Here is a 13,010-nt window from a genome sequence, read left to right as displayed (position 1 = left end):
GCAAGACGACAAGGATGGGCGGTATGGTTGGCAGCAAAGCGGCAGTCAGATTCGCGGGTGCGATTCTTCTGGCAGCAGTTTTGACGGCATGCGGCAACGGCGGCGGCCTATTTAGTCGCAAGGGCGCTGACCGTGATCAGAACCTGGAAGGGTTTACGCCGGAACAGATATATACCCGTGGTGAATACGAACTGTCGCAGAATCGGTCGGACGATGCGGCGTGGTATTTTTCGGAAGTCGAACGTCTGTATCCGTATTCCGACTGGGCCAAGCGTGCGCTGATCATGCAGGCGTTTTCGTTCCATTCGGACCAGAATTACGAAGAAAGCCGCGCGGCGGCTCAACGCTATATCGACTTCTATCCGACGGATGAAGATGCGGCTTATGCGCAGTATCTGCTGGCACTCAGCTATTATGACCAGATTGACGAAGTCGGGCGGGATCAGGGCCTGACCTTCCAGGCGCTGCAATCTTTGCGGACCGTGATCGAGGTTTATCCAGACAGCGAATACGCCACATCTGCGGTTCTGAAATTCGATCTGGCTTTCGACCATCTGGCGGGCAAGGAAATGGAGATCGGGCGCTATTACCTGCGTCAGGATCACTATATCGCAGCCATCAACCGGTTCCGTGTTGTGGTCGAAGACTTTCAGACCACCTCCCATACCGCCGAAGCGTTGTATCGTCTGGTCGAGGCCTATCTGTCGCTTGGCCTGCTGGACGAAGCGCAGACTGCCGGCGCCATTCTTGGCTACAACTACCAATCCACGGAATGGTATGACGATGCGTATAAGCTGTTGACATCTCGCGGGCTTGATCTCAAGAGCCGTGGCAACAATTGGCTTAGCACGGTCTATCGTCAGACCATCAAAGGTGAATGGTTGTAATCGCGATGGCCTCGGGTCCGGGACGCTGAAGACCTCATGCTGCGCACCCTAGATATCCGCGACATGCTGATCATCGACCGGCTGGAACTCTGCTTTCAGCCGGGCCTGAACGCCTTGACCGGCGAAACCGGTGCGGGCAAATCGATTTTGTTGGATTCACTGGGTTTCGTACTTGGCTGGCGTGGTCGGGCTGAACTGGTGCGGCAGGGTGCCGCGCAGGGCGAGGTCGTCGCCGAGTTCGAACTTTCTGCCGATCATCCCGCACATGCGGTATTGGCCGAAGCTGGCCTGCCGGGTGGCGAAGAACTGATCCTGCGCCGGGTAAATACTGCCGAGGGGCGCAAGACCGCCTGGGTCAATGATCGCCGGTGCTCGGGTGAGGTGCTGCGGGCGCTGTCCGAGACCCTGATCGAACTGCATGGTCAGCATGATGATCGTGGTTTGTTGAACCCACGTGGTCATCGGGCGATGCTGGACGAATTTGCCCAGGTCTCGGAGCCGCAGTCAAACGTGCGAACGGCCTGGGCCGCGATGTCCCGTACCCGAAGAATGCTGGCCGAGACCGAGGCCGCTCTGGCTGCCGTCCGCAGCGAGGAAGAATTCCTGCGCCACGCGGTCGCCGAGCTTGACCAGCTTGATCCACAACCCGGTGAGGATGCCGAACTGGATTCCCGTCGCCGCATGATGCAAGGGGCCGAGCGGATTCGCGACGATGTTGCGCGTGCTTTTGCCCTGTTGTCCGGGGACGGGGCGGAAGGGGCCATGTCCGACGCCACCCGCTGGCTGGAAGGCGTCTCGGACAATGCGGGCGGCCAGCTGGAAGAACCGATTGCAGCGCTCGGACGCGCAATGATCGAGTTGGGCGAGGCGCAGGATGGTGTGAATGCTTGCCTTCAGGCGCTGGACTTCAATCCGGCAGAATTGGAACAGGCCGAAGAACGCCTGTTTGCCATCCGTGCGCAGGCCCGAAAGCATGACGTGGCCCCGGATGATCTGGGTTCGTTTGCCGACACACTGCGTGACCGGTTGAACCGGTTGGAGGCAGGAGATGCCGACCTGGCCGACAGACGTGCGGCCGTGGACGCGGCGCAACAGGCCTATGATGCTGCCGCAATCGAACTAAGCGCCGCGCGCAAGGCCGCCGCCGGGCAGCTTGACGCGGCCGTCATGGCGGAACTGGCCCCGCTCAAGATGGAACGTGCTGTGTTCCAGACCGAAATCACCCCGGCTGAACCCGGCCCCGAGGGCACCGACGCGGTGGCATTCACCGTGGCCACCAACCCCGGTGCGCCGGCGGGGCCGTTGAACAAGATCGCTTCGGGGGGTGAGCTCAGCCGCTTCCTGCTGGCGCTCAAGGTCTGCCTGTCTGGCGACGACAGCGCCCGGACGATGATCTTTGACGAGATTGATCGCGGTGTCGGTGGGGCAACCGCCGACGCGGTCGGGCGCAGGCTGGCGTCATTGGCGCAGGGCGGGCAGGTTCTGGTTGTCACACACTCTCCGCAAGTTGCCGCACGGGCAGCGCATCACTGGCGGGTGCAGAAACAGGTCGCGAATGGGCAAACCCTGTCCACGGTTGTCCCCCTGGCCGAATCGGATCGGGTGGACGAAATCGCCCGCATGGTGGCGGGCGATACCATTACCGAAGAAGCTCGTGCCGCAGCACGGGCTCTGTTGCAGGCCTGATGGGGCGGTGGCGTAATTTGGTGCTCACACTGTCGCTATCTCACTTTTATATGGACGCCCCGTGGCTTACTAAGGGTTAAGTGATGATCCCTGAGGGCCAATGACCCAATCGACCCGCACCGTTCTGCGCAACCAGTTCAATCAGGCTCTGGCCGCGATCAAGGATGCGTGGCGGGTGATGCTGCGCCGGGGGCCAAGCCAGATCCAGTTCTGGTTCATCGCACTGGCCATCGGGATCGCAGCGGGTTTCATGGCGCTCGGCTTCCGCAAGGCCATCCGTGCGTTGCAGGCCTATCTTTACGACACCGATGACATACTGCTGCTGCACAGCCACGCCGAGAAACTGCCTTGGTTCATGGTTCTGATCATTCCCATCATCGGCGGTTTGATCGTCGGCGTGATCCTGAACCGGTTCACCAATGACGGGCGCGTGAGGTCGGTTGCCGATGTGATTGAAGGTTCGGCCATCACTGACGGGCGGGTCGAGGTCAAGGCCGGCATCGCGTCGTTTTTTGCCTCGCTGATCACTCTCAGTTCGGGCGGGTCAACGGGGCGCGAGGGCCCGGTGGTGCATATGGCCGGGGTCATCTCCACATGGGTCAGCAACCGAATTCACGCGGATGGGATCACGGGCCGTGACCTGCTGGGCTGCGCCGTTGCTGCGGCCGTGTCGGCCAGCTTCAACGCCCCCATCGCCGGGGCATTGTTCGCGCTCGAGGTCGTGCTGCGCCATTTCGCCGTTCACGCCTTTGCACCAATCGTCATCGCCTCGGTCGCGGGAACGGTGATCAACCGGCTGGAATATGGCGACGTGACCGAGTTCACTCTCGAGACGCCGGGATCGCTGCAATTTTATGTCGAGCTTCCGGCCTTCCTGATCCTGGGCCTGATCTGCGGATTTGTCGCGTTGCTGCTGATGCGGTCGATCTTCTTTGCCGAGGATATCGGCAGCCATATCCAGAACCGTCTGTCAATTCCGAGCTGGCTGCGCCCTGCGGTGTCCGGGGCGATGCTGGGGCTGATGGCAATCTGGTTTCCGCATATCATCGGCGTTGGGTATGAAACCACGATCCGCGCTTTGACCGGTGATCTGGTGCTGACAACGGCAATCCTGTTTGCGGTGACCAAAACGGTTGCGGTTGCCATCACGATGGGGGGGCGCATGGGTGGCGGTGTTTTCTCGCCTTCTCTGATGGTTGGCGCGCTGACCGGGCTGGCCTTCGGGCTGATCGCGACCGGGTTGTTGCCGGACGTTTCGGGCACGCACACGCTTTATGCCTTTGCCGGTATGGGGGCCGTGGCTGCGGCGGTGCTTGGGGCGCCTATCTCGACCACTCTGATCGTCTTTGAGCTGACCGGCGACTGGCAGATCGGCCTTGCGGTTATGGTCAGTGTGTCAATGTCCACGGCGCTGGCCTCACGCCTGGTGGACCGGTCTTTCTTCCTGACCCAGCTGGAACGACGTGATGTCCACCTGGCCGCGGGGCCGCAGGCGTATCTGCTGGCAATGCTCCGTGCCGGGGCAGTGATGCGTCCGCTTGGGGATCAACGGTCGATCACGAAGGAAGAGGCACAGGGGCTGATCGAACAGGGCATGTGCATTCAGGCCAGCGCCACGCTGGAAGCCGCCATGCCTTACTTCGATCGTGACGACATCCCCTGCATTCCGGTTATCATTCTGGAAAAAGACGGATCCGAGACACCCGTTGGCGCGCTCTATTACGTCGACGCTCTCAAGGCATATAACAGGGCGCTTGCGGCAACGGCCGCTGAAGAGCATTCCTGAGTTTCACTCACCATACACGCTGGCTGCGTCACCCAGATAATTGTCCCACGCAAACCAGTACGAAATATGCCCGGCGACCCGAGGCAAACGCGCGCCCTCAGGCCCGATCAAAGCCTCTTCCGTGACGTTCCAACCGTTCCCTGCGCTATCCTGCAACCCGCTTTGCGTTGCCCGGAACTCATGAGATTTTCGTTCATAAGCACGCACACTACGCTCTTTGGGATCGCCAATCAGAACCAAAGGTGTCTGGCCGATCGCATCGTTGATCACAGGTTTGCCCTTGAACGCATCCAGAGGCCAGGCGCGGGCGGCGCCAAACTGGCGCACGGCAAAGATGTAATCCTTCTGCCGATGCCGGGACCGATCCACAACAGCCGGGAACATCAGCTCGCTCGAGGCGAAATAGTCGCGATAAACAACGCCCGATCCGTAGTTGCGCCGATGCCCGGTGTTCAGCGACAGAACACGGGTTTTGCGATGCGAGGTCTTCCAGCTGGCCCATGTCGTGATCACCACCGGGCGCTGTTTCAACGTGATGCCGCTGTTCACCAAAGGCCCCACAACAGGCTTGCCGGTATACTGGTTCCACAGCGAATGCGTTTCGCGGTCAAACATCAGCTTGTTCGATCGATAGAGGAAACCTGACGACCCGAAAACGAACGGCTTTCGCCGCCCCGCCACTTGGGTTTCGAACAGGATGCCCGACCCGCAAAGCGTGCAATAGGCCAGCGCCACGGGCACGCCTCCGATCACCTCGTTGAACATCTCGTGCCATCCCATGATCCGCAGGGGATAGGCACGCTCATCGCCGTTGATGGCCACGCCAAACACCAGATCGTCGCCCTTCAGATACCCCGCATTTGAAGCAGAGATCAGGGTTGGGTTGTCCAGGGACGGAATACCATCCTTGGACACGCCGCCCCAGGCGATCTCTTCCAGGCGGATCTTCATCCTGTCACGTTGCAGATACTCAGACCGCAGAAACAGATCGAAATTCGGGTCGATCCCCAATAGAACCTCGCGCTTGAACGGGATCAGCGAAGGATGAGGGACAATTTGTGGGTTTCGTTCCTGCCACAGCATCCACTCGAACCAGTCATTGCCATAGCGCTGCCCGGTCACAGCCTGCATCACCTCGACGATCTCGTCCCGCCGCCTGTCAGCATAGCGCATCGCGGTCAGCAACCCGGCCACAACATCCGGCTGGCCGCGATCTTTCAGGTACGCCATCTGTGCCTCAAACGCGGTCCGACGCCCGTTCAGCGTGCTGCGCAATGCCTCCAGAACCGGATCCTGCTGCGCCCAAAGCGCTCCGGGTGCAATTGCTCCAGCCCCGATCATCCCGGCTAAACCGCGTCTTGAAATCTGCATGGAAGCCTCCGGTGGATATCCGGAAGAAGTGTGCCGCAAATGCCGCTCACATGCATGCCACAGCTGCGTGAGGTGGGCTTCGAAGCAAGATTTCTTGCGAAGCTGAAATAAGAACCGGCTGGATGAACGATGAGCCGTTTCCGGAAATACTCCGGCCGGCTTAGCTTTTCCGCGACCAAGGTTGCGCCATTTTTGCAAGCCAAACACCAGCCGGACTTTTCGCCCCACGCATCATTCGCTGCTGTGCTGGATTGATTTTCGTTGACGCGAAGATTGCGAACAGGCGAGGTTTAAGGGTCAGTTCGGATCATCTGAATGCGAGAATTCATGCGCCTACTCATCTTTGTTCTTCTTCCAATTCTGTTTGTCGGGATGATTGCGTTTCTGATTCTTGGATTGAAACCACCCAACAGCATACGGCTAGCGACCGGGGTGAGCGGCGGGGGGTATTGGCAGATCGGTCAGCTTTACAAGGCAGAGCTGGCGCGAGACGGCATTCACATTGATTTGGTTGAAACCGCAGGTTCTGTAGAGAACATAAAGAAGCTTGTTTCCGGTGAAGTCGATGTAGCGATTGTTCAAGGTGGTCTGAATCTTCCTCGGGAAAGTGGATTGCAATCGTTGGGGGCCATTTTTCTTGAACCAATGGTGGTGTTTCGAGGAAAGCCCAGCCCAATTGGTGGCAATGCGGGGGAATGGGAGGGCATCCGACTTGCCGCTGGGGCAGAAGGGTCCGGAAGCCGTGCGGCTGCCATCGCCCTGATAGAAGCGGCGGGGCATAAGGATACCGGCATTACGCTTGTGGATGCAGGAGGACCTGATGCTATCGATGCGCTCTATTCCGGCAAAGCCGATGCTGCGTTGTTTGTTGCACCACTGGATGCGCCATATCTCATGGATGCGATTTTTGACCCTAACATAGAATTCGTCCCCATGGCGTTGGTCGACGCGCTTGCATTGAAACTCCGGGGGGCAAGTTCGGTTACCGTGCCCGCTGGGTCAATCACTCTCGACCCTCCAAGACCGCCCGTGGACGTAAAGATCTTAGCTTTGAGGGCATCAATGATTGCCGGGCCTGATCTGCACCCGGCAGTCGCAGATCGGTTGGTTACCGCAGCGAAGATCATTCATGGTCAGCCCGGCATATTGCAGAGTTCAAGGGAATACCCGAAAACGGAGTCTCCGCCCGCTCCACTAAACGAAGTTGCTGAAGAGCTGATAAACACCGGGCCAAATTTTCTACATGCCGTTTTGCCCTATTGGATTGCTGCTCAGTTTGGCCGGGTTCTTCTATTGCTGTTGCCTTTACTTTTCCTCGCTCCGCTTTTGCGGCTCGTTCCATCCGGGTATGTGTGGTTCCAGAAACGCCGTGTCTGGCGTTTCTACCAGAAAATCGCAGCGCTGGAGGAAGAATTGGGGCAGGCTCGGACGCTGGGCGACGTAGACGCAGTGGCGGACAGCATTGAGGAACTGGATACCAGCATTGCTAACCTCAACCTACCGCTTGCCTACCGTCAGGTCGCGTATGACGCGCGATTGCATATCGATTTGATTCGACAAGAGATTGCGCGCCGCAGAGCTGCCGAGTCAGAGTGGCAGGGCCCTGATTTCAGCCAGCTGGGCTCTTAGCCAATTGCGCCCCAATGCTGCCAATGGGTCACCGGCAGTCGACAGTATGTCAAATGAGGGCTTTAAATCTGCTCCACCTTCACCGACTCGGCGGGATAAAATGCCAGATGGTCCTTGATCTCGGCCACTGCCTGGGCCGGGTTTTCATAGCTCCAGACCGCATTGGCGGTCACGGATGACTTGTTGACGATGGAAAAATGCGTCGCGTCGCCCTTGCCAGAGCAGTGCGTTACCTTGTCGGTCCGGTCCAGAAATGCCATCGCAATATCACCGCGCGGGAAATAGATCACCGGATCCTTGTCGCCTTCATGCAGTTCCAGCGCGTTGTTCGTTTCGCCCAGAATCGCACCGCCCGAGCGGACACACCATTTACCCGGCGCTTTCCGGATCGTGATCTCAGCCATTCCATTTCCTTCCGTCGTCGTATTTGGGCCTCTCCTCTGCCCGTTCTGTGTAACAGACCGGTGTCAGATTGGGGCAGTTGCGGCATCCAACCACAGTTGCGCGTCTTGTCCCAGCCTTGGGCGGATTTTTTCCGCAACGTCGCGGTGATAGGCATTCAGCCAGTCGCGTTCGTCCGCCGCCAACATTTCGACCATGATCAGCCTGCGGTCAATCGGCACAAAGGTCAGAGTACGCCAGTTCAGCATTGCGCGTTCGGCGTCGCTGGAGGGCAGGGCAGGCGCCTCTTCGACCACCACAAGGTTCTCGATTCGAATGCCAAAGGCACCCTCGCGGTAATATCCGGGTTCGTTTGACAGGATCATGCCGGGTTGCAGCGGTACATGGCTGACTTTCGACAGGCGCTGCGGCCCTTCGTGCACGCTCAGATAGGCTCCGACCCCATGCCCGACCCCGTGATTGAAATCCTGCCCCGCCGACCACAGCGGCGCGCGGGCCACGCATTCGATATCCCGCCCTGCAAGGCCCGCAGGCCAGCGCAGCATCGACATGCCAATCATGCCCTTCAGAACACGGGTAAAGCAGGTTTTCTCCTCTGTTCCGACGTCACCAATGGCAATGGTTCGGGTGATGTCGGTGGTGCCGTCCAGATATTGCCCGCCACTGTCCAGCACCAGAATATGACCGTTTTCCAACTGGCTGTCGGTCTCTTCGGTCACACGATAATGCATGATCGCGCCGTTCGGACCCGTACCTGCAATGGTATCGAACGAGATGTCCTGAAGCGCATTGTCCTTGCGCCGGTTTTCTTCCAGCCGGGTGACAACCTGTGTTTCGGTCACGCTGCCCGGGGCCTTTTCGTCCAGCCAGCACAACGTTTCGATGACCGCCACTGCATCGCGCAAATGCGCCTCGGCGCTGCCCGCGATTTCAGGCGCATTCTTGCAGGCTTTGGGCAGGGCACAGGGGTCGCCGCCATCCGTCATCGCATCGCCTAACGCATCCGCCACGATCTGAGGCACCGAAGCGTTATCCACCTGCACCGGCCCGGCCAGAGCCGCAACCGCATTCAGAAAATCTTCCGGCGCGCGCAAGGTCACCAGTGTGTCCAGATGATCCCTTACCCCGGCCAGTTTCGTGGCCGCCATGAACAGATCGACCTGACCTCCTGCATGCAGTATGGCAAAACCGTGGGCCACCGGATTGTAGGCAATATCCGACCCACGGATATTCAACAGCCACATGATCGAATCCGGCAAGGTGATCACCGCTGCCGTGTGTCCGGCCCGCCGTAGGTTGCCGGCTAGACGGGCGATCTTGCTGTCCGCACCTTCCCCGGCAAACTCAATCGGATGCGCCTTGACCGGGTTCATCGGTGGGGCCGGCTGATCTGCCCAGACCCGGTCCACAAGGTTCTCACATCTCACCAGATCGATGCCCGATCCTTCCAGATCACTTACCGTGCTTGAAATTTGCCCCGCCGCATGCAGCCACGGATCAAAACCGATCCTTCCCCCGTTTGGCAACCGCTCTTTCAGCCAGGCGCTCAGGCTCACCTCTGGCCAGGGGACCGGAGTGAAATCCTCTGCAACCTGTGCCTTGACCTGGGTGCGATACCGCCCGTCGACAAAAACTCCGGCCACGTCGCGCAGGACGGCGCAGAACCCGGCCGAGCCCGTGAACCCGGTCAGCCAGGCCAGACGCTCATCGTGTGCCGCGACATATTCGCCCTGATGCGCATCCGCGCGGGGGATCAGAAATCCGTCCAGCCCTTCTTGCACCATCTGTTCGCGCAAGGCGGCCAGCCGCGGGGCCCCCTGTTCCGGGCGGGCGGTCACTTTGAAGGATTGGAACATGGGCGGCCTCATTCACAGCTTTTGGGCGTGACCCTGAGGCGCATTTCAAAAAAAGTCCAGACGGGATCACCCCGCTTGAAAAAGCCGATGTTCAGCAAAGCCAAACACCCCATCATTGGGAAAATACCCCCGCTGGACGCAAAGTCAGATTCAGCTGACCTTTCTCATCCCCATTACCCGCGCCCGTGCCCGCGGGTCACTGTCGAAAAGGGCTGCCAGTTGTTCGGTCATTGCACCAGCCAGCTGTTCAACATCGGTAATCGTAACGGCCCGGTCGTAGTACCGTGTCACGTCGTGGCCGATCCCGATAGCCAATAATTCGACCATCTTGCGCTTCTCAACCATTGCGATCACGTCGCGCAGGTGTTTTTCCAGAGAGTTGGCCGGGTTCACGCTCAGCGTAGAGTCATCGACTGGTGCGCCGTCTGAGATCACCATCAGGATCTTGCGTTGCTCGCGCCGTGCAAGCATCCGCCGGTGCGCCCATTCCAGCGCCTCGCCGTCGATGTTTTCCTTCAGCAGGCCTTCTTTCATCATCAGCCCCAGATTGGGCCGCGCGCGACGCCAGGGGGCATCGGCCCCTTTATAAATGATGTGACGCAGATCGTTCAGACGCCCGGGTTGTTGCGGGCGGCCATCATTCAGCCACGCCTCACGTGCCTGACCGCCTTTCCACGCCCGCGTGGTAAAGCCCAGAATCTCGACCTTCACATTGCACCGCTCCAGCGTCCGCGCCAGTACATCGGCACAGATGGCGGCGATCGAAATCGGCCGTCCTCGCATAGACCCCGAATTATCCAGCAAAAGCGTGACAACCGTGTCGCGGAACTCTGTGTCTTTTTCGACCTTGAAGCTCAGCGGTGTGGTTGGGTTCGCCACAACGCGTGCCAATCGGCCCGCGTCCAGAATACCTTCCTCGCGGTCGAATTCCCAGCTGCGGTTCTGCTGCGCTTGCAGGCGGCGTTGCAGTTTGTTGGCCAGACGCGATACCGCCCCCTTCAGCGGTTCCAACTGCTGATCCAGATAGGCCCGCAGGCGTTCCAGCTCGGCAGGTTCCGCCAGGTCTTCGGCGGCGATCTCTTCGTCATGGGTGTCCAGATAGACCTTGTAATCCGGGTCTGCCTCGGATGCAGGCGGCGGGGCAGGTGGCTCCAGCGGCGCTTCGCCATCCGGCATCTCAGCCTCGTCGCCCATCTCGTCCTCGGCCATTTCATCCATCGAGACCTGGGCCTGAGACTGATCCTGCTGCTCCTCCTGAGTCTGCTCAGGGGTCGCATCCGCGTCCTGATCGTCCTGATCGTCCTGGCCGGTACTGTCGGGATCGGGCTGGTCCTCGGCGTCTTCCTCGGCCTGGTCTTCCTGCTCGTCGTCCAGCTCATCTGGGTCATCCCCAAGCTGGTCGCCATATCCCAGATCCTTGATCACCTGACGGGCGAATTTGGCGAATTCCGCCTGATCCGAGAGGATTTCGTCCAGATTTTCCAGCGTTCCACCAGCTTGCTCTTCGATGAACCCACGCCACAGGTTCATGATATTTTCAGCGGCAGGGGGTAGATCACGACCGGTGGCCAGATGCCGGATCAGGTACCCTGCCGCAACCGACAGAGGAGCATCGGCGGGTTGTTTGCACTGATCATACCCCCGCCGGATCGCTTCGTGCCCGATCTTCACATCAATGTTGCTGGCGGTGCCCGGCATATCCCGCGCGCCCATCGCTTCGCAGCGGGCGGTCTCCATCGCCTCGTACAGATCCCGCGCCATATCGCCCGGGGGCGCATAGCGCGCATGGGTCGCGTCGTCATGATACTTGCGCTGCAACGCCAAGGCATCCGCCGTGCCGCGCGCCAACAGCACTTCTTCGCGCGTCATCCGGCGCGAGACCTGTGGCAGCCGCATCGACTCGCCCGACATGCCCGAAGGGTCGACGGTATAAGTCACCGACAGCTCGGGATCATCGGCCATGACCTTGGTGGCTTCGGCCAGGGCCTTCTTGAACGGATCAGCAGGGTTGTCGTTCTTCTGTGCCATGTCCTTAAGACCTCATCAAAATGACCTGCCCGGCGTTGAAAACTGTAACGGATCCGACTTCATCTGGCCCAAAATATCCCTGCCGGAGGCATTGCGCCCGGAACGGGCGCAATTTGGGTGCTTACCCCAAGCTTGCACTCGCGGCACTCTCAGGCAACTCCTCATCGAAGCAGCGCTGATAGAACTCGGCCACGGTCTGACGCTCCAACTCATCGCACTTGTTCAGGAAGGACAGGCGGAACGCATAGCCCACATTGCGGAAGATCTCGGCGTTTTGGGCCCAGTTGATGACGGTCCGCGGGCTCATGACGGTGGACAGATCGCCATTCATGAAGGCGGTTCGGGTCAGGTCGGCGACGGTGACCATCTGGCTGACGGTCTTGCGGCCCTCTGCGGTGTTGTAATGCGGCGCCTTCGACAGAACGATCATCGTCTCTGCATCATGGCTCAGGTAGTTCAGGGTCGACACCAGCGACCAGCGGTCCATCTGCGCCTGGTTGATCTGCTGCGTGCCGTGATACAGACCCGTCGTGTCGCCCAGACCGACCGTGTTGGCAGTGGCAAACAGGCGGAAATTCGGGTTCGGCGTGATGATCTCGTTCTGGTCCAGCAGGGTCAGCTTGCCGTCATGCTCCAGCACGCGCTGAATCACGAACATCACGTCGGCGCGGCCCGCATCATATTCGTCGAACACGATGGCGACCGGGTTGCGCAGCGCCCAGGGCAGGATGCCTTCGTGGAACTCAGTCACCTGCTTGCCGTCGCGCAGTTTGATCGCATCCTTGCCGATCAGGTCGATCCGGCTGATATGGCTGTCCAGATTCACTCGTACGGCAGGCCAGTTCAGACGGGCGGCCACCTGTTCAATGTGGGTCGATTTGCCGGTGCCGTGATACCCTTGGATCATGACACGACGGTTATGGGAAAAGCCCGCCAGAATCGCCAGCGTGGTTTCCGGATCGAACTTGTAGGTATGGTCGATGGCCGGCACTCGGTCGCTGCGCTCGGCAAAACCTTTGACCGCCATGTCGCTGTCAATGCCGAACACGTCACGGACCGAGATATCCTCGGTAGGTTTTGCGTTGATATCGATCGATCCGTCAGCCATGCGCCTTGTCCTTATCCTTTGCCCCGCCTTGCCGGGTTTGAACCCGTGTGTGGTGCAACATATTGCGGGCAAGGGCAAGGGAAAGAGGCGCGTGTGCGAACTTAGGCGGGTGTTTCTTTGAAACTGGCCTTATTGACACCGGGCTACCTTACGCTCCGATATTCGCGGCTCGCTACGCAGATCTCAGATGGTGCAATTTCCAACGTGAGGCGTAGGTCATCCAATTTCTGAATTGCTCAAATTGCAATTTGAGAATT

General features: G+C 59.5%; 9 protein-coding genes. 4 read left to right on the top strand and 5 right to left on the bottom strand.

Features of this window, described 5'->3' with window-relative positions:
- Window positions 1–23: 23 nt before the first annotated feature.
- The 3 genes from AC2FJB_RS02535 to AC2FJB_RS02525 all read left to right on the top strand — a co-directional run bounded on the left by AC2FJB_RS02535 (window position 24) and on the right by AC2FJB_RS02525 (window position 4,359).
- On the top strand, window positions 24–887 hold the full coding sequence (locus tag AC2FJB_RS02535; protein ID WP_117872623.1) for an outer membrane protein assembly factor BamD: 864 nt from the start codon (window positions 24–26) through the stop codon (window positions 885–887).
- 36 nt (window positions 888–923) lie between these two features.
- Window positions 924–2,573, top strand: coding sequence for a DNA repair protein RecN (recN, locus tag AC2FJB_RS02530; RefSeq protein ID WP_496719250.1), 1,650 nt, complete (start codon window positions 924–926; stop codon window positions 2,571–2,573).
- 100 nt (window positions 2,574–2,673) lie between these two features.
- Entirely contained in the window at window positions 2,674–4,359 is a 1,686-nt protein-coding gene (locus tag AC2FJB_RS02525; RefSeq protein WP_496719249.1) for a chloride channel protein, read from the top strand.
- A gap of 3 nt (window positions 4,360–4,362) precedes the next feature.
- On the opposite strand, the gene AC2FJB_RS02520 is transcribed toward AC2FJB_RS02525, so the two are convergent.
- Window positions 4,363–5,730, bottom strand: coding sequence for a DUF3179 domain-containing protein (locus AC2FJB_RS02520; RefSeq protein ID WP_496719248.1), 1,368 nt, complete (start codon window positions 5,728–5,730; stop codon window positions 4,363–4,365).
- A gap of 327 nt (window positions 5,731–6,057) precedes the next feature.
- On the opposite strand from AC2FJB_RS02520, the gene AC2FJB_RS02515 reads away from it, so the two are divergent.
- Window positions 6,058–7,359, top strand: coding sequence for a TAXI family TRAP transporter solute-binding subunit (locus tag AC2FJB_RS02515; RefSeq protein ID WP_496719247.1), 1,302 nt, complete (start codon window positions 6,058–6,060; stop codon window positions 7,357–7,359).
- A 62-nt stretch (window positions 7,360–7,421) separates the two neighbouring features.
- Here the strand turns inward: AC2FJB_RS02515 and AC2FJB_RS02510 are convergent, their stop codons facing one another.
- The 4 genes from AC2FJB_RS02510 to cobS form a co-directional block, all read right to left on the bottom strand.
- Window positions 7,422–7,763, bottom strand: coding sequence for a DUF427 domain-containing protein (locus tag AC2FJB_RS02510; protein ID WP_496719246.1), 342 nt, complete (start codon window positions 7,761–7,763; stop codon window positions 7,422–7,424).
- A 63-nt stretch (window positions 7,764–7,826) separates the two neighbouring features.
- Window positions 7,827–9,617: an aminopeptidase P family protein gene (locus AC2FJB_RS02505; protein WP_496719245.1), complete on the bottom strand. Its 1,791-nt coding sequence runs from the start codon at window positions 9,615–9,617 to the stop codon at window positions 7,827–7,829.
- 150 nt (window positions 9,618–9,767) lie between these two features.
- Entirely contained in the window at window positions 9,768–11,645 is a 1,878-nt protein-coding gene (gene cobT, locus AC2FJB_RS02500) for a cobaltochelatase subunit CobT (protein ID WP_117868349.1), read from the bottom strand.
- A 121-nt stretch (window positions 11,646–11,766) separates the two neighbouring features.
- The gene (gene cobS, locus AC2FJB_RS02495; protein ID WP_299894715.1) at window positions 11,767–12,753 is read right to left on the bottom strand and encodes a cobaltochelatase subunit CobS; all 987 of its coding nucleotides are present in this window, start codon (window positions 12,751–12,753) and stop codon (window positions 11,767–11,769) included.
- Between the last annotated feature and the right edge of the window lie 257 nt (window positions 12,754–13,010).

The sequence above is a fragment of the Ruegeria sp. CDSC085 genome, assembly GCF_059610465.1.
Note: the sequence above shows the minus strand (reverse complement) of the source record. Positions and strands in the feature narration are given on the sequence as shown.